The organism is Bradyrhizobium sp. 956_D2_N1_4 (assembly GCF_052076025.1).
GTDB lineage: Bacteria > Pseudomonadota > Alphaproteobacteria > Rhizobiales > Xanthobacteraceae > Bradyrhizobium > Bradyrhizobium barranii.
This window is the reverse complement of record NZ_CP197237.1, coordinates 5,757,055-5,774,157: the sequence shown is the minus strand read 5'-3', so window position 1 is coordinate 5,774,157 and position 17,103 is coordinate 5,757,055. Positions and strand designations below refer to the sequence as shown.

Genomic DNA, 17,103 nt, shown 5'->3' with positions numbered 1-17,103 from the left:
TCTTTTGGCTGGGGCCGGGCGGATCATTCGCAAGGAAAATCCCATGCCAAATCTGGAAGAGGCAATTCGCGAGCGCGCCTACCACCTCTGGGTCGCCGATGGGCAACCCGACGGAAAGGCGGAAGTCCATTGGAAGCATGCTCAATACGAAATTCTCGAAGCGTCAGTCGCAAACCCTGCTGTGGCTGACATCGCATTGACAAAACCCGCCAGAAGGGTGCGATCCCCGAAAAAGCAAAACTCGCGCTGACGGGTCCAGCGCGAGGACGTGCGCCATTCGCAATTCGGTCGGCGGGCTGCCGGTCGTCGTTAGAAATGACATCCAACGATGCGGGAATTGGCAGCCTCGCTAACCCAAATTTCTTCGAGAGGAACAGACAACAACACCTAGACTATTCGTCGGGTCGGCAGTTCAATTGGCATTGGTTGATCGAGTCGGTTTCTCGCACCATCCAGCGCCGAGAGCGACGAGCGCCGACGTGACCAGAGCCGATGGCAACCAGTGTCCGACGGGACCAGCGTCCATAAGGCCAGCGTCAAGGAGGCCAGGGTCCAGAAGGCCAGCGTAGAGCGAGCATCAACCCTGCAAGCAGCCCGCCAAGTCTGCTCGCAGCCCAACTTGGCAAGACACGGCAAGGCCTTTGCCAGCGAAGAGCCTTTGAGGCTTTTGGGACCATCGGTTACTCCGATGGTCCCTTTTCATTGTGGTGCCATTGGCGCGAGACATCGGGCGGCTGTTGCTTCCGCGTTCACCATGCAATCGAGCGAGGAACGCTATTTGATCGTCGCGTGCACAGTGATTACCGACGTGCCAGAAGCTGTCGGTCCCTGACCCGTCGCTTTGATGGCAAAGGTATCGCTACCCTTATATTTGGCCTTCGCCTTGTATTCGAACGTAGACAGGTTGAGCCTTTTCAGCTTGCCGTGTGACGGCTTTTGAGAGATGTCCGAGCCACTCACCGTGCCGCGTATCTTGATTGGAAATTGGCAACTTCCTCCGGACGTGAGGTCAATGTCGGCCGTCGAGTTCTCGCCCCAATCCGCTAGTGTGCCTGAGATTGAGCATTCAGAAACGGCCGCCGCCCGAGATACAGACAGTAGGCTTGGACAGCTAGCGATGAGCGCCAACGCGGCGACCTTTGACAACTGCATAATCGGCTTCTCCGTAGCGTTGTCAGTTTACGGACATCACTCCTCTGGCACCCCGGCTAGGGCTAGGCGCATGCCCTCGCAGACCCGCTCTCGTCCTGCGAGATATTTCGTATCGTCGCTTGCTTGGCTGACAAGCAAGCGACTGATGGTAAAGCTTGGATCGAGCGCAAGTCCGACACTAGCAGTAACTTCGTGCAGAGAAAGCGGAACGCAGCGACCGCGCCTTCAGGACGCTCACCGCGGCGATAGGAACGGAATGATCATCGGCACGCGGCGGCAATAAGCGCCGTAGGCGTCTTCGCCGAGTTCCTTGGACAGAAACACCTCTTCCATCCGGCCCTTCTGCCACATGCCGAGCGAGATCAGGATGGCGCCGAGGATCGTCGTTACGAGGCCGATCGCGATGCCGGTGACGAGCATGCCTGCAATCAGTCCCGTGTAGATCGGGTGACGCACGATGCCGTAGGGGCCAGTGTCGATAACGCGGTGGTCCTCCTTGTGGGTGATGGTGTTGGACCAGAATTTTCCGAGATGCAGCCGGCCCCACCAGGCGAAGGCGATGCCGGCGGCCGAGAGGACCGCGGCGATGTAGATGCCGGTGTTGCCGAGCACCCAGAGCGGCTTCCAGCCCAGGACCTGTGCAACCCACGGCGTGTACAGGATTCCGCCGACCAGGATCGGCAGGCGATAGCGCTGCGACTCCAGCGTCATGACCTGCTTCTGGGTGCGGCCCTGCCAGAACGAGGCGCCGACCCAGCTGGCGAGAAAGGCGAGCCAGATCAAGGCCAGGAGTTCGGTCGGCCAGGTCGTGGTCCAGCCACCCCAGGCCACGGAGAGAAGCTTGCTGAAATCGAAGGACATGAAGGTTCTTTGCGTTTGGGCGGAGGCCTTAGCTCGCGCGCGAGGAAAGCGCGTGATGCTCGATGGCGCCGGAGGGCCGCTGGCCGTTGCGGGCGAGCAGATGGGTGATGGTTTCGCGCAAGACCGGTTCGATCGGGCGCGGCGCGTAGCCGAGCTCGGTGCGCGCCTTGCCGATCGAGAGGTCGCTCGCGGCAAGCGCGATGCGCACGCCCTCGGCGGTGCCGTTGGGCGGCCGGCGCGTGATGCGATCGGAGATGGATTCGAGCATGATCGCGGAGAGCTCGGCGATCTTGCCGGGCACGACGACCGGGAACTGCCGGCGGCCGCTCATCGCCGACATCATCCGCAGGATGTTGCCGAGCGGGACGCAGTCGCCGCCGAGGATGTAGCGCTGGCCGATGCGGCCGCGCTCCATGGTCAGCACAAGGCCCATCGCGACGTCGCGGACATCGACGAGATTGACCAGGAAGTTGAGATGCGGCTGCACCTTCTTCTGGAGGAAGTACCACAGCATTGCGGTCGGCGGCGTCAGGTTGTGGTCGGCGGCGCCGATCGGCATGGTCGGCGTGCCGATCACGAGCGGAAAGCCCGCGGCCGCCGCCTTCGCGGCGTGGTGCTCGGCGAGCGACTTCGACCGCGTATAGGCGCCGGGCATCGCATCGGCCGGCTGCAGCGCCTCTTCGGCGGCAACGCCGTTGAGGTCGGAATAGGGGAACAGGATCGATTCCGTCGAACAGTGCAGGAAGCGCGACACGCCGCGCTTCATCGCCGCGGCAAGCACGATTTCGGTGCCGCGGCAATTGACGTCGTGGAAGTCCTGCTTGTTGGCGACCCACATGCCGGGCAGGCCGGCGAGGTGATAGACCTGATCGACACCGGCGATCGCCGCGTCCACCGCGGTACCGTCCAGCACCGAGCCGTGGATGTGTTCAACGTCCGCGTTCGCCGCGGCCGGCGCACGGACATCGAGAACGCGTACCCGCTGCCCACGGGCGCGGAGCGCTTCTACGAGATGATGTCCGATGAAGCCGCTGCCACCGGTAACCAGTACGAGAGCCATGCAGAAGGTTTACTGTTTCGCTTCTAGAGCTATCGGGTTGAAAGGGAATTGGTCGGAACAGGCGCCAAAATCGCGGCAAGGTCGCGACGGAAGCCCAGTGCAATGAATAATTTCGCCATGACAAACATCGGTCCAAGCAGGAAATGCGCGGGGTGGTCGACCATCGACGGCTGCCGTTCCTCGAAAACCCTGTGGCCCACGATCTGCGCTGCGACGCCAGATCCGATCAGCAGCGCAAAAATCGACCACATCATGACGATCGAGGCCTGATTGCCGATTGCGGTTGCGACCGAAAGCAGCACGATCATCGCGGCGAGGATGCCGAGCCCAATCCCGGCGTCCAGCATCAGCCAGTAAACCAGCACCGGCAGGGCCGCAACCACGGCCAAGCTCACCTCGATCCCGAAGATGGGAAAACGCACGAGAGTGAGCGGCAGCACGGCGCCGGTGAAGAGCAGGAGGATTCCGACCACGTGCATCGCGCAGTTCCAGGGATCGCGATGATATTCGACGTAATCGGCCAGTTGGCGTTGAAAATAACCAGCCATCTCGGTCTCGTGCAGCATGGGGTCTGGGAAGGGCGAGAACAGGCTATAGCACCTGATAGGGCAGTGCACAAACCGGCTCGCGTGTCGCGCAAAGCATGGCTGTTGCGCTTTCGACAGGCCGCAAAACGGTCGGAACTTCAAAGAGTTCCGTCAGGGGAGGTGATCTCGTTCAGCGCTTCTTGGCGGGCTTTTTCGCCGCAGGCCCAGGCGCCGCAGCTGGATGCGCAGGCGCCTCCTCCGGCACCTTGGCATAGGTCAGGATTTGCAACTGACCGTTGGCGGCCGAGGTCGGCTTGGCCCGGTCGAGAAACTGCTCCTCGCCGAGGCCGATCGGATGCAGCCGCTTGGTCGAGATCTTGAAGGTGTTCACCAGGACGTCACGGATCGCATCGGCGCGTCGCTGGCTCAGGATCGCATTGGCCTCGCGCGTCTTCGCATTGGATTCGACATGGCCGACGATCAGGAACGTGTACGGCAGCAGCGAGGAGTTAACCAGCGCGTCCGCGATGCGGCCGACGGTCTGGTAGGAGGTCGGCTGGATGATCGGCGTGTCGGCGTCGAACTGGATCTGCGCGTTGAAGGCGGGCAGGTTGGCGAGATCAGGCGCGATCAGCGGCCGGTTCACCGGACCCGGATCGTTCTTGATCCTGGCCTTGGCGCGCTCCATCACCTGCTGCTTCAGCGCGGGAAGGTCGACCTCGGCGGCCTGTTCGAAATGGTTCAGCTTGCCGACGATGTCGTCACGCGTCGGCGCCGCCGTCTGCGCGCTTGCTGCGCCCGCGAGCAGGGCCAGGACCTGGACCACGACCAGCGTGATGGCGATTCCGTTCGCGCGCATCACCGATACCCCGCGTCGTCGACGGCCTTCAGGCAGTTGTTGCTGATGCCCTTGGGCGTCGTGACCAGGCAGGGGATCGACTTGCTGGTCTCCTTGGTCGAGCCGCCGCAGACCTTGACGATCTCGCGCTGGCAGGCGTTCGCCACCGTGACGCGCGCGGCGACGCGCTTCTGGATGGCATCGAAGGCGCCGAGATAGTCGCTCTGGCATTGCTGGGAGAGCACGTCGCGGTTGCGGGACAGGCACTCTTTCAGCCGGGTCGAGTCCGGGTTGACGCCGCGGCAATTGGCGACGATTTCCGCGCCGCAGCTCTTGGCCAGGAGCCCGATCGAATCGCCAAAGCTCATGGTCTCCGCCGCCGCAAGCGACGGCATAACCAATGCCAGCAAGATCAGTGTGATGGAGCCCCGGACCATGGGCGCATCTGATACGGGGAAGTTCGCGGTGGTCAAGGGGCGTTCGGGTGAGAACTGTCGAACGTCCGGCCAGTGCGGCGAACAGTCCTCACTCGGCCTCAGGGAGGGGCGGCCATTCGATCAGGGCGACCGTGTGTTTCCTGAGGTCGTCGGCCACAGCAGGGTCGGCCTTGAGCTCGTCCAATGTCCGCGGCGGGGGAAGCTGGCGGCCGTCCGCGCTCAGCTCCTGCGCATAAAATGCGAGCGCCTCGGGCGCACTCTCCAGGGCCTCGTCGACGTCGTCGCCGCCGGAAATGCAGCCCGGCAGGTCGGGAAACCACAAGCCGACGGCGTCGTCCGGGCCTGCGTCCTCGATGATGGCGACGTACTGAGGCATATCAGGCCTCACGCCCGCTGCACAAAACTGTCCACGACCTTCTTCTCGCCGGCCTTGTCGAAGGCGATGGTGAGCTTGTTGCCGTCGATCTTGGTGACGCGGCCGTAGCCGAATTTCTGGTGGAAGACGCGGTCGGAGAGGGAAAATTCCGAGGTGGTGCCGGTGGATTTGGCGACCAGCTCGCCCTCGATCGTCATCGGCCCGCGGCGGCGTGAGGAGAAGCTGCCGAAATCCGGGCCGGATGAGGAGGAGAACGACGAGGCCTGTTCCTCGAAGCCGCCTTGGCCGCCGCCACTGCGGCCGCCGCCCCGGTTGCGGTTGGCCTGGGCGCGCTGCCAGCCCGGGGTCGAATAGGTGGAACCGAACGCCTCCATGTCGTCGAAACGCGAGGCGCCGTAGCCGCCGGTGCCGCCCCAGGCCGAGCCGCCCTTGGATTCCGTGATCTCGACATTGGCGGACGGCAATTCGTCGAGGAAGCGCGACGGGATCGTGGTCGACCAGGTGCCATGGATCCGTCGGTTGGTCGCAAAGTAGATCTTTGCGCGGCGCCTCGCGCGGGTCAGGCCGACATGGCCGAGCCGGCGCTCTTCCTCGAGGCCGGCGCGGCCCTGCTCGTCCAGCGTGCGCTGGCTCGGGAACAGGCCTTCCTCCCAGCCGGGCAGGAACACGTTGTCGAATTCGAGGCCCTTGGCCGAATGCAGCGTCATCAGCGACACCGCGTCCTCGTCGGCGCCGCTGTCGCGGTCCATCACCAGCGAGATGTGCTCGAGGAACCCTTGCAGGTTCTCGAACTCCTCCATCGAGCGCACCAGCTCTTTCAGGTTCTCCAGCCGGCCCGCGGCGTCTGCCGAACGGTCCTTCTGCCACATCTCGGTGTAGCCGCTCTCGTCGAGCACGATCTGGGCGAGATCGGTGTGCGCGGTGACCTCGCGCTGGGCGCGCCAGCGGTCGAACTGGGCGACGACGTCGCGCAAGCTTCCGCGCGCCTTCGGCTTCAGCTCGTCGGTCTCGACCACCGCGCGCGCCGCCTCGAACAGCGGGATGCGGCGCTTGCGGGCGTGGTCGTGGAGCATCTGCACGGTGGCGTCGCCGAGGCCGCGCTTGGGCACATTGACGATGCGCTCGAAGGCGAGGTCGTCGGCCGGTGAGTTGATGACCCGCAGATAAGCCAGCGCGTCGCGGATTTCGGCGCGCTCGTAGAAGCGCGGGCCGCCGATCACGCGGTAGGGCAGGCCAAGCGTGACGAAACGATCTTCGAACTCGCGCATCTGGTAGGAGGCACGCACCAGGATCGCGATCTCGTTGAGCTTGTCGCCCTGGCGCTGGATCTGCTCGATCTCCTCGCCGATGCCGCGGGCTTCCTCTTCCGAATCCCACGAGCCGGTGACGGTGACCTTCTCGCCGTCATGGTCCTCGGTGCGCAACGTCTTGCCGAGCCGGCCTTCGTTGTGCGCGATCAGATGCGAGGCGGCGGCGAGGATGTGGCCGGTCGAGCGGTAATTGCGCTCGAGGCGAATGACCTTGGCGCCGGGGAAATCGTGGTCGAAGCGCAGGATGTTGTCGACCTCGGCGCCGCGCCAGCCATAGATCGACTGGTCGTCGTCGCCGACGCAGCAGATGTTTTTGACGTGGGGCGTCTGCTCCCTCGCCCCGCTTGCGGGGTCGCGACGAGCTTCGCTCGCGCTGAGAGCGTCGGGGTGAGGGGCTGTCTCCACGAGTTCAGTCTGCGGAGAGTCCCCCTCACCCGCATCGCTTTGCGATGCGACCTCTCCCCGCACGCGGGGAGAGGTGAAGGAGGGAGACGTCGGCGCCTGCGACAGCAGCCGCAGCCACAGATATTGCGCGACGTTGGTGTCCTGATATTCGTCGACCAGGATGAATTTGAAGCGCTGCTGGTATTGCCGCAGGATGTCCGGATGCTCGCGGAAGATCCGGATGTCCTCGAGCAGCAGATCGCCGAAATCGGCGGCGTTCAGGATCTTCAGCCGCTCCTGGTAGCTCGCATAGAGCTTGCCGCCCTTGCCGTTGGCGAACACGGCGGCTTCGCCTGACGGCACCTGCGACGGCGTCAGGCCGCGGTTCTTCCAGCCGTCGATCAGGCCGGCCAGCATGCGTGCCGGCCAGCGCTTGTCGTCGATATTGTCGGCCTGGAGCAGCTGCTTGAGCAGCCGCACCTGGTCATCGGTGTCGAGCACGGTGAAGTTCGACTTGAGCTGCGCCAGCTCGGCATGGGTGCGCAGGATGCGGCCGCCGATGGAGTGGAAGGTGCCGAGCCACGGCATGCCCTCGACCGCATGGCCGAGCATCTGGCCGAGCCGATGCTTCATCTCGCGCGCGGCCTTGTTGGTGAAGGTCACCGACAGGATCTCGGCGGGGCGGGCGCGGCCCTGGCTGAGGATGTGGGCGATGCGCGTGGTCAGCACGCGCGTCTTGCCGGTGCCGGCGCCGGCCAGCACCAGAACCGGGCCGTCCAGCGTCTCCACGGCGTCGCGCTGCTCGGGATTGAGCCCGGACAGATATTTCGGGCCCACGGAGGCGCGCGCACGCGCGGCGATGCCGCCGGCTGCGGGCTGGTGGTCGGGTACGCTGGTGATCTTGCTCGGCTCGGTCATGCGAATCATTGGCCCCACGATGGCACCGCGGGGTGGTGGAAGGGAGCCTTCTTAACAGGGATTGCTGCCTATATGGGGCGCCGGGGCGAGGTTTTCCACGTGCGCGGCGGGCTGATTTGTTCCATCGGCGAGGGCGAATTTCCAGCTTGCGTGGGCCGGAACCATCGTTCCCGCGTCGAGATTGTCTGGACAGGTGGCGCGGCCAGCCGCGCCGACGCAGACAGACATCAAGACGAGGGTTTGACCATGCTAGGCTGGGTTGTGACGTTTCTGGTTATCGCACTGATCGCCGGCATCCTGGGCTTCGGCGGCATCGCCGGCGCCTCGATCGAGATCGCCAAGATCATCTTCTTCATCGCGGTCGTGCTGTTCCTGGTCTCGGCCGTGGTGGGCCTTGCCCGCGGCCGCAACAGGATATAGCGCGGTCTGATGGGTGCATGATCTTACCGGAAAACCGCTTCACACTTTTCCGGATCATGCACTACCGCTTCGAGGGCATCGCCACGTTCCGGCCGATGCCCTCGGGCCGCGGCACGGCGCCGTGGGCGCCCACGACGGCTGCGATGCGCTGCCGGATATCGGGCGGAAAGGCCGCCACCTTTCGCGAGCCCATGTCGATGTGGAGCGACATGTTTTCGGAGGTCGCCGACAGCCAGCCTTCGGTCGCGTGCCGCAACTCCTGGAACGTATGCAGCCGCTTGTCGTCGGCTTCGAGCAGCCAGACCGACACCTGCACGGGATCGCCGAGGTGGATTTCGCGCAGATACCGCACATGGCATTCGGCAGTGAAGGTCGAGCCGCCTCGCTCCTTCATGTAGCCCGGCCCGATCCCGAGCTGTAACCACATCTGGTCGATCGCGCGGTCGAACATCACGTTGTAATAGGCCATGTTGAGATGGCCGTTATAGTCGATCCATTGCGGCTCGATCTGCATGATCGACGAGCGGAACGGCTCGGCAGCGGCGGTCTCCGGCATGTGTCTTTCCTGCTATGCGCGCGGTCGCTTGACTTGACCGGTCAGATGTCCTTTGCCACGGTTCTTCTGTCGGGAGGAATGTCCGTGGGTACGACCATCACCAATAATCCGCCGCGGGTCGAGCCGAAAGCCCTCGCAAGCGCGCTGGAGCAGCTTGCCGCACGGTTCGGCAACCGCCTCATCACCTCGCAGGCCGTTCGCGAGCAGCACGGCCATACCACCACGTGGATCGTCAACCAGCCGCCGGACGGCGTGGTGATGGCGCAGGAGACCGCCGACATCCAGGACGTGGTGCGGATCTGCGCCAGGAACCGCGTGCCCGTCATCGCCTTCGGCACCGGCACCTCGCTCGAGGGCCAGGTCAACGCGCCCGCCGGCGGCATCTCGATCGACCTGCGCGACATGAACAAGGTGCTCGCGGTGCATGCCGAGGATCTCGACTGCGTGATCCAGCCCGGCGTCACCCGCAAGGCGCTGAACGAGCATCTGCGCGACCAGGGCCTGTTCTTCCCCATCGACCCCGGCGCGGATGCTTCGCTCGGCGGCATGGCCTCGACCCGCGCCTCCGGCACCAACGCGGTGCGCTACGGCACCATGCGCGACAGCGTGCTCGCTTTGAAGGTCGTGCGCGGCGACGGCGAGATCATCACCACAGGCACGCGCGCCAAGAAATCATCCGCCGGCTACGACCTGACGCATCTGTTCGTCGGCGCCGAAGGCACGCTCGGCATCATCTCCGAGCTGACCATTCGCCTGCGCGGAATCCCTGACACGATCGCGGCCGGTGCGGTGTCGTTCGAGACCGTGCACGGGGCATGTCAGGCGGTGATCCTGGCGATCCAGACCGGCATTCCCGTGGCGCGCATCGAGCTGCTCAACGCCGCGCAGGTGAAGGCCTGCAACGCCTATTCGAAGCTGACGCTGCCGGAAACGCCGCTGCTTCTGATGGAATTCCACGGCAGCGAGGTCGAGGTCGGCGAGCAGTCCAAGGCCTTCGGCGAGATCGCAAAGGATTGCGGAGGCGGCGATTTCTCCTGGACCACCAAGCCGGAGGATCGCACCAAGCTGTGGCAGGCGCGGCACGACGCCTATTGGTCGGTGAAGGCGCTGCGGCCCGGCGACAGCATCGGCGTGGTTGCGACCGACGTCTGCGTGCCGATCTCGCGGCTTGCCGATTGCGTCGGCGAGACCGAGGAAGACCTCAAGCGCCTCAACCTGCTGTCGCCGATCGTCGGCCATGTCGGCGACGGCAATTTCCACTGCTCGCTGGTCTGTGACACCAACGATGCCGACGAGATGGCGCGCGGCGAGGAGTTCATGCATCGCCTGGTCGAGCGCGCGCAGGCGATGGACGGCACCTGCACCGGTGAGCACGGCATCGGCCAGGGCAAGCAGAAATATCTCAAGGCGGAACTCGGCCCCGAAGCGCTCGACGCGATGCGGGCGCTGAAAAAGGCGCTCGATCCGCTGAATATCTTCAATCCCGGCAAGATCGTGCCGGAGGCATAGCGCGCGGGCGGCTGCGTCGCGGTCGCGGAACTTTCGGCAGTCAGGCCGGTTCCAATCCCGTCAATTTCCGATGCCTCGATGGCGCGGCTCTGCGGGAGGATGCGATGTTGCGACCTGTCATTGGAATTGCCGTGATGGCGCTTGCCTGCATGCTGGCGGGCACGGCTCTGGGCAAGGGCGGGCACGGTGGCGGCCATGGTGGTGGGCACGGAGGCGGGCATGGCGGCGGCCATCACGGCGGCGGTCATGGTGGTGGTCATCATGGTGGCGGCCATTTTGGCGGTCATGGCTTCGGACACGTGCATGGCGGCGGGCATCATGGCGGGCCCCGCTTCGCAACGGGCGCGCGACATCGCGGCCCGAACTTCGGCCAGATCCGCAATGCGGCCGTCCGTCCTGCGAATTTTCGCAACGCCCTCAACGTGCATTCCAGCGCCTTCCGCAACGGCCGTCTGATCAGCAATCCGGCCGCGCGAGCCCAGATCGCGGCGGCGGCCGCACTCGCCGGCTGGCACGGCGCCAGCAGCGGGTGGTGGCAACATGCGGGCGGCGGTTATGGCTGGGTCGGACCGCTGTTCTGGCCGTTCGCCTACAACGATCTCTACGACTACACGATCTGGGGCGACGGTCTCGGCTTCTGGGGCTACGGCTATCCGGACATCTATGCCGGCATCTTCGGGCCCTATGGCTATAACGGTCTCTCGGCCTATCTGCCGCAGCGGCCGCAGGGACGGCGCCAGGCGCGCGGCGTCCCGCTGGATCGGCTCTGCGGCAGCGACCGCCGCGAAATCGTCGGTCTGCCGATCGACCAGATCGCCGCCGCGGTGCAGCCGACCGAGGCGCAAGGCGCAAGCCTCGACGAACTCGGCAACGCATCGATCCAGGCGTCCGAGATGATCCGCGCGTCCTGCCCGTCGCAGGTCGCGGCGACAGCGCCAGGTCGGCTGACGGCGATGCAGCAGCGCATCGAGGCGATGGAGAAAGCCGTCGATCTCGTTCAGCCCGCCCTCGATCGATTCTACGGCTCGCTCACCGACGAGCAGAAGGCGCGCTTCAATGCGCTGGCCGAGGATCAGCGTCGTGCGACGGCTTCCAACAACACCGGCGGATCGCTGGTCCAGAATTGCGCGACGCCTGCTGCGCTCGATTGGCCCAGCACTGACATCGAGGCGAGGCTTCATCCCAACGACACCCAGCGCGCTGCGCTACAGGTGCTCCAGGATACCAGCGCCAAAGTCAGCGCATCGCTCAAGGCGGCCTGCGAGCCCAGCGACGTGATGACGCCGCCGGCGCGAATGGCGGCGGTTCGCAAGCGGCTCGACACGATGCTCGACGGCGTCAAGTCGGTTCGCGCGGCGCTGGAGGATTTCTACGCCACGCTGAACGACGAGCAGAAGGCGCAGTTCGAGGCCATCGGACCACGTCGGATGCCCTGACTGCATATCGATAATACGTGGCGGAAAAATCGCCTCGCCGATCTCGATCGGCCTCTCTATGCTGGGCGAGGCGGGAGCGCGGAACTACGGCGGCTGGAAGACCATTGGTGACGGGGCGATGAAGTGGTTCGCAAAGCAGAAGCCGGCGGACATCTGGGACGAGACGATCGAAGGACCGCTCGGCGACATCGAGGCCGCCGAGCGCATCCGCGCGATCTGTGACGCCGCGGCCGCGAGCGCGGCCGGTTCGGCGCGCAACGACACGCGCGAAGGTGAGCGCTATGAACGCGCGGCCCAGGTCGCGATGGAAATCGCGATGAAGATCTCCGACGGGCTGATGCGCGATGACGCAGTCCATCGCATCGTCGATCTCTGCATGACAGCGAACGACCTCAAGACCGCGCAAATCCTGTTTCGCGCGATCCATGCCAGCTGGATCCGGGAGACGGTGCAGCGGGATCATCCGACCCTGGCCTAGAGGCGTGTACTCGTAAATCCGGTGTGCCCGGCAACGAGCCAAGTGCCATCGCGCTCTCCGGGCGTCATCGAAGCTGGTGACAAGAAGGCGAATTCCCGCTCACCGGTGGAATTGATCCTCTGCCGGGGTTAGATGGCCGCCTCGGTCTGCGCGTCGAAAACATGAAGCCTGGAAGGCCGCATGGCAACGCGCAGCCTGTCGCCCACCCTCACCCTCGCGGTCGGCTCGACGCTCGCCACCATGATACTCTCGCCGACCTTCATATCGAGCAGGATTTCCGAGCCGAGTTGCTCGACCACCTCAATCACAGCATCGAAGCATGAGTGGCCGAGATCAGCGCTACCCGCCACGGTAAGGTCCTCCGGCCGCACGCCGAGCATGACCTCGCGTCCGATATGGCCGCGCAGCCGCTGCGCGGTCTCGTCCGGCAGCTTGATGCGCAGGCCGGAGTTCTCGGCAATCAGCGATCCGTTCGCCTCGGTCACCGTAACGGCGGCGAAATTCATGGCCGGGGAGCCGATGAAGCCGGCGACGAACTTGTTGGCGGGCTGATTGTACAGTTCGAGCGGCTCCCCCACTTGCTGGACCACGCCGTCTTTCATGACGACGACCCGGTCACCCAGCGTCATGGCCTCGACCTGATCGTGGGTAACGTAAATGGCGGTGGTGCCGAGACGGAGATGCAGTTTCTTGAGCTCAACGCGCATCTGTACCCGCAGCTTGGCATCGAGGTTCGACAGCGGCTCGTCGAACAGGAACACGCGGGGGTGACGCACAATGGCACGACCCAACGCCACGCGCTGGCGCTGGCCGCCGGACAGCTGGCGCGGCTTGCGCGTTAGCAATTCACCGATGCCGAGGATGTCGGCCGCCTCCCGCACGCGCTTGTCAATCTCGGGCTTTTCGAATTTGCGCATCTTCAGGCCAAACGCCATGTTGTCGTGCACGCTCATGTGCGGGTACAGGGCGTAGTTCTGGAACACCATGGCGATGTCGCGGTCCATCGGCGCCAATTCATTGACCACGTTTCCGTCGATGGAAATGTCGCCGGAACTGATCGCTTCAAGCCCGGCGATCATTCTCAGCGTCGTGGTCTTGCCGCAGCCGGACGGTCCGACGAACACCACGAACTCCTTGTCGCGGATCTGCAGATTGACGTCTTTGACAGCGTGCACGCTGTCGTAGAACTTGTTGATCCCCTTGAGGACGACCTGGCCCATTCGCTCCACCCGCCTTCCGCATGCCCACTTTCCTGATGATCCGGGGTGCTGTCAGCCCTTCACCGATCCAGTCAGTCCTGCGACGTAGTGCTCGACGAAAAACGAATAGGCGATAGCAACCGGGATCGATCCGAGCAGGGCGCCAGCCATCAGCGGTCCCCAGAAGAATACATCGCCGCGGATCAGTTCCGATGTGACGCCGACCGGCACGGTCTTCTGTCCAGGCGAGGACAGGAAGACAAGTGCGTAGATGAACTCGTTCCACGACAGGGTGAAAGCGAAGATGCCGGCCGAGAGGATGCCCGGGATCGCCACCGGGATGACGATGTAGAGCATGGCCTGCCAGCGCGAGGCGCCGTCAATGCGCGCGCATTCCTCGAGCTCCTTGGGCACCGCCTTGAAGTAGCCCATCATGAGCCAGGTGCAGAACGGAATGAGAAAGGTCGGATAGGTCAGGATCAATGACCAGGGCGTGTCACCCAGCCGATAGTTGCGGATGATCTCTGCCAGCGGAATGAAGAGCAGCGTTTGAGGCACCAGATAGGTGATGAAGATGCCGGTGCCCAGGCTGCCTGCAAATGGAAAGTTCAGCCGCGAGAGAGCATAGCCGGCGAACACGCCGCACACGAGCGAGATGGCGGTTGACGCGAGCGCGATGAACGTCGTGTTCCACAGCCACGATGCAAACAGCGTCTCCTCGAACAGGTACCTGACATGGTCCCAGGTCGGGTTCCAGGTCCAGAACGGATTGTAGTTGATCGAATTCCAGGGTCGGTAAAGCTCGCCGTCCGGCCGCACCGAAGTGATCACCATCCAGTAGAACGGGAACAGCAGGAAAAGCAGGAACATCGCCATGGGGACGTAGAAGAACGCCCACTTTCGCCACCTTGCGCCCTCGATCATGGCTCAGCGGACCTCCACGCGGCGGATGTAGAGAAGTTGGATGATAACGACCAGAAACAGGACCGGAAACATGGCGAGCGAGATGGCAGCGCCCTCGCTTAGGAGGCCGGTGCCGATGCCGATCTGATAGGCGTAGGTGGCGAACAGGTGCGTTGCATTGGCTGGTCCGCCGCCTGTCATCACATAGACGATCTGGAAGTCGGCGAACGTCTGAATCACCGAGAACAGCACCACGACCATGGTCACGGGCAGCAGCAGGGGCCAGGTGATGTGCCAGAACCGCTGCCACGGCCTGGCACCGTCTATGGCGGCGGCCTCGCTAAGTTCGGGACTGATGGTCTGCAGGCCGGCGAGCAGGCTGATGGCGAAGAATGGCACTCCGCGCCAGATGTTGACGATGATGATCGAGATCATGGCGAGGTCTGGATCGCCAAGCCAATTGATCCGACCGCTGATCAAACCGAGATGGTAGAGGAGCCAATTGAGGACGCTAAATGTCGGGTCGAACATCCACTTCCAGGCGAAAGTCGAGAGCACGGTCGGGATGATGAAGGGCAGCAGGATGAAAGCACGGGTGAAAGCCTTGCCGCGGAAATTCCGGTTGAGCAGCATGGCCAGCCACAGCCCGAGCGCCAGCTTGAAGACGGTGGTTACGCCCGTATAAAGAAACGTGTTGTAGACGGAGGTGCGAAAGATCCCGTCATTGAAGATCTTGTAGAAGTTGGCGAGGCCGACGAACTCGCCTGGAACGCCGACGCGCGAGTTGGTCACCGACAACAAGATGCCGCGCAAGAACGGATAGGCGATGAACGTACCGAGCAGCGCCAGGGTCGGCACCAGCAGCACGAATGCGAGCCAACGCTCGTCCTCAAGCAGCCGGATTCTGGGCCGCGGCGCCTGCGGCATGTAGACTTGGGTCTCGGCGATCGCCATCTCGCTTCACCTCTAAGCGCACGCCAACAGACGCGTCATGCGAAACTTTGATCGCGCCGCCTCACAGAGAGACGGCGCACCGTACAAGTCCGAGACGCGGGGCGCGCGGCAGCCACTTCGCAGCCGTGCGACGTGCTGCGCACGTACTTTCAAGAATAGACCTTCTTGAGTTCGACTTCCGCCCATTTCACGGAATCCTCCGCCGGAGCGCCCTGGATCGCTTTGGCGTACATATCTGTGATGATGTATTTGGTGAGCACTTCGGCAGCCTTCTTGCCTGATGAGGGCAGAGGGTACCCGGGCGTCTGACCCAGGAGGCCGGCGATCTTGAAGGGCGCCATGACCTTGTCCTCTTCCCACAACTTGTGTTTCTCCCATTCGTGGGTCGGCGGTGTCGCGAAACCTTTCTGGGAGACGAACCACGGCTCGTAGTTCGCCTTGGTATGGACCCACTTCAACAACGCCTTCGCACCGTCCTGATTCTTCGAATAGTTCGGAATGACGTGAGAGAAATAGGTGTGCATGGCGAATTGGCCGGCCGGGCCTTTGGGCAACGGCGAGTGCTGGATGTCGGTCTTCAGCTGTGCGCCTTTTTCAGTAATATATTTGTCGGGGTTGCGCAGCGATTCGATGTAGATCGAAGCGCCGTTGAGGGTGGCGCAGATGGTTTGCGACAGGAACGCACGGTTGTTGTTGGTGTCATCCCAGGCAAGCCCGCCCTCGTCGTGGGCTTCCTTCCAGAAAGCCGTCATGAACTTGACGGACTCGATGACCTCTTTCTTGTTGATGTTGACAGTCTTGCCGTCCTTCTCGACCTCAGTGCCGCCCCACGACCACATGTACGGGTAACTGAACGTCGGCGCGTCACCGAACGTGTGGCCGAGCGTCTGACCGATCGGCCGGCCCTGGGCCTTGAGCTTCTTGCCAACCTCGCGATACTTCTCCCAAGTGTCCGGGAAGGTCGATGAGCCGATCTCATCGAACCAGGATTTTCGGTAGGCGATCATGGCGCCGACGATGGTCCACGGCAAAGAGATCCATTTTTGGCCGTCGGCGGAGTTGGACTTGCACAGATCATAATAGCCATCTTCGGCCTCGCTCACACGACCTGCGATGTCGGACAGGTCGATGACGCTCTCCGAATAGATCTGCGGGTGGTTATTGAAGAGCATGATGATGTCGGGACCTGAGCCCGACTGGATCGCCGAGGTGATGCGCGGCTGCAGGTCATTGCCATTCACAGTCTCAAGATTGATCTTGATTCCCAGCGCCTTCTCGGCAGCAGGCAGCAGCTCCTTGCGCAATAGCTGATCGGAAGCTGGCACGAAGTCATTCCAACGCAGCCAGTGTACCGTGGTGCCCTGTGCAAAAACGGGAGCCCTGCCAGTGGCCAGGATGCCGGCCATGCCGCCCACAAGCGCCGTGCCGCCCTTGAGGATGTTACGTCGGGTTACCGTCGTCATGCATTCCTCCCTCGGTGTGTCTGAGCTAATATCCTTTGGCCAGTCTAACGCCGGCCTGGAGTGCCTTTCAGTCTATCGCGCCTCCGTGGCTCAACGCATGCGCCCGCGACAACGTGCGCATTGCATTGGCTCGATGATCCTTTGGTGGCCTTCCACTTGCAGCGCCGGGGTGGCGAGTTCGCCGCGAACCAGGGGGCGTTCTTCGCGGAGCAGCGGCGCGATTGCATCGCACCCAATCGTAACGGCGATACGATCGGCGGCCTGGATCATGTCGGCGCTGCAGCCAGCGCTTGAACCCTACCGTCATAACGATCCCTCCCGC

At 63.5% G+C, this 17,103-nt stretch carries 18 protein-coding genes; 5 read left to right on the top strand and 13 right to left on the bottom strand.

Going from position 1 to position 17,103, the window contains the following annotated elements; all coding sequences use genetic code 11:
* Nucleotides 1-43 precede the first annotated feature (43 nt).
* Complete coding sequence (locus AB7535_RS27330) at nucleotides 44-250, top strand: DUF2934 domain-containing protein (protein ID WP_135214115.1); 207 nt, start codon at nucleotides 44-46, stop codon at nucleotides 248-250.
* Nucleotides 251-774: 524 nt separating this feature from the next.
* On the opposite strand, the gene AB7535_RS27325 is transcribed toward AB7535_RS27330, so the two are convergent.
* From AB7535_RS27325 to AB7535_RS27290, 8 genes are all read right to left on the bottom strand, one after another.
* On the bottom strand, nucleotides 775-1,152 hold the full coding sequence (locus tag AB7535_RS27325; protein WP_085399501.1) for a hypothetical protein: 378 nt from the start codon (nucleotides 1,150-1,152) through the stop codon (nucleotides 775-777).
* A gap of 234 nt (nucleotides 1,153-1,386) precedes the next feature.
* Nucleotides 1,387-2,013: a methyltransferase family protein gene (locus AB7535_RS27320; protein WP_063981571.1), complete on the bottom strand. Its 627-nt coding sequence runs from the start codon at nucleotides 2,011-2,013 to the stop codon at nucleotides 1,387-1,389.
* 28 nt (nucleotides 2,014-2,041) lie between these two features.
* Nucleotides 2,042-3,073 carry an NAD-dependent epimerase/dehydratase family protein gene (locus AB7535_RS27315; protein WP_085399500.1) on the bottom strand — a complete coding sequence of 344 codons (1,032 nt, stop codon included), beginning with the start codon at nucleotides 3,071-3,073 and terminating at the stop codon, nucleotides 2,042-2,044.
* Nucleotides 3,074-3,102: 29 nt separating this feature from the next.
* Complete coding sequence (locus AB7535_RS27310; RefSeq protein ID WP_085399499.1) at nucleotides 3,103-3,639, bottom strand: Mpo1 family 2-hydroxy fatty acid dioxygenase; 537 nt, start codon at nucleotides 3,637-3,639, stop codon at nucleotides 3,103-3,105.
* 151 nt (nucleotides 3,640-3,790) lie between these two features.
* Nucleotides 3,791-4,459, bottom strand: a complete 669-nt coding sequence (locus tag AB7535_RS27305; protein ID WP_085399498.1) for an OmpA family protein — start codon at nucleotides 4,457-4,459, stop codon at nucleotides 3,791-3,793.
* A complete protein-coding gene (locus AB7535_RS27300; protein ID WP_085399497.1) occupies nucleotides 4,459-4,875 on the bottom strand; it encodes a hypothetical protein in 417 nt (138 codons plus the stop codon). The genes AB7535_RS27305 and AB7535_RS27300 overlap by 1 nt, the downstream gene beginning before the upstream one ends.
* A gap of 88 nt (nucleotides 4,876-4,963) precedes the next feature.
* Entirely contained in the window at nucleotides 4,964-5,251 is a 288-nt protein-coding gene (locus AB7535_RS27295; RefSeq protein ID WP_085399496.1) for a type II toxin-antitoxin system HicB family antitoxin, read from the bottom strand.
* Nucleotides 5,252-5,259: 8 nt separating this feature from the next.
* Complete coding sequence (locus tag AB7535_RS27290) at nucleotides 5,260-7,872, bottom strand: ATP-dependent helicase (protein WP_085399495.1); 2,613 nt, start codon at nucleotides 7,870-7,872, stop codon at nucleotides 5,260-5,262.
* Between the two features lie 237 nt (nucleotides 7,873-8,109).
* Between AB7535_RS27290 and AB7535_RS27285 the strand changes: the two genes are divergently transcribed.
* Nucleotides 8,110-8,283, top strand: a complete 174-nt coding sequence (locus AB7535_RS27285) for a DUF1328 domain-containing protein (protein WP_008556598.1) — start codon at nucleotides 8,110-8,112, stop codon at nucleotides 8,281-8,283.
* 61 nt (nucleotides 8,284-8,344) lie between these two features.
* Here the strand turns inward: AB7535_RS27285 and AB7535_RS27280 are convergent, their stop codons facing one another.
* Nucleotides 8,345-8,839 (bottom strand): thioesterase family protein, encoded by a 495-nt coding sequence (locus AB7535_RS27280; RefSeq protein WP_028147665.1) that lies wholly within the window; start codon nucleotides 8,837-8,839, stop codon nucleotides 8,345-8,347.
* An 84-nt stretch (nucleotides 8,840-8,923) separates the two neighbouring features.
* Between AB7535_RS27280 and AB7535_RS27275 the strand changes: the two genes are divergently transcribed.
* The 3 genes from AB7535_RS27275 to AB7535_RS27265 all read left to right on the top strand — a co-directional run bounded on the left by AB7535_RS27275 (nucleotide 8,924) and on the right by AB7535_RS27265 (nucleotide 12,262).
* Nucleotides 8,924-10,348 (top strand): FAD-binding oxidoreductase, encoded by a 1,425-nt coding sequence (locus AB7535_RS27275; RefSeq protein ID WP_085399524.1) that lies wholly within the window; start codon nucleotides 8,924-8,926, stop codon nucleotides 10,346-10,348.
* 104 nt (nucleotides 10,349-10,452) lie between these two features.
* The gene (locus AB7535_RS27270; RefSeq protein ID WP_439037384.1) at nucleotides 10,453-11,784 is read left to right on the top strand and encodes a Spy/CpxP family protein refolding chaperone; all 1,332 of its coding nucleotides are present in this window, start codon (nucleotides 10,453-10,455) and stop codon (nucleotides 11,782-11,784) included.
* Between the two features lie 118 nt (nucleotides 11,785-11,902).
* The gene (locus AB7535_RS27265) at nucleotides 11,903-12,262 is read left to right on the top strand and encodes a hypothetical protein (RefSeq protein WP_085399523.1); all 360 of its coding nucleotides are present in this window, start codon (nucleotides 11,903-11,905) and stop codon (nucleotides 12,260-12,262) included.
* Between the two features lie 128 nt (nucleotides 12,263-12,390).
* On the opposite strand, the gene AB7535_RS27260 is transcribed toward AB7535_RS27265, so the two are convergent.
* The 4 genes from AB7535_RS27260 to AB7535_RS27245 form a co-directional block, all read right to left on the bottom strand.
* On the bottom strand, nucleotides 12,391-13,482 hold the full coding sequence (locus AB7535_RS27260; protein WP_063981580.1) for an ABC transporter ATP-binding protein: 1,092 nt from the start codon (nucleotides 13,480-13,482) through the stop codon (nucleotides 12,391-12,393).
* 51 nt (nucleotides 13,483-13,533) lie between these two features.
* Nucleotides 13,534-14,385: a carbohydrate ABC transporter permease gene (locus tag AB7535_RS27255; protein WP_085399493.1), complete on the bottom strand. Its 852-nt coding sequence runs from the start codon at nucleotides 14,383-14,385 to the stop codon at nucleotides 13,534-13,536.
* Between the two features lie 3 nt (nucleotides 14,386-14,388).
* Nucleotides 14,389-15,318, bottom strand: coding sequence for a carbohydrate ABC transporter permease (locus AB7535_RS27250; protein WP_063981581.1), 930 nt, complete (start codon nucleotides 15,316-15,318; stop codon nucleotides 14,389-14,391).
* A 149-nt stretch (nucleotides 15,319-15,467) separates the two neighbouring features.
* Nucleotides 15,468-16,781, bottom strand: coding sequence for an ABC transporter substrate-binding protein (locus AB7535_RS27245; protein ID WP_063981582.1), 1,314 nt, complete (start codon nucleotides 16,779-16,781; stop codon nucleotides 15,468-15,470).
* Nucleotides 16,782-17,103: the final 322 nt, after the last annotated feature.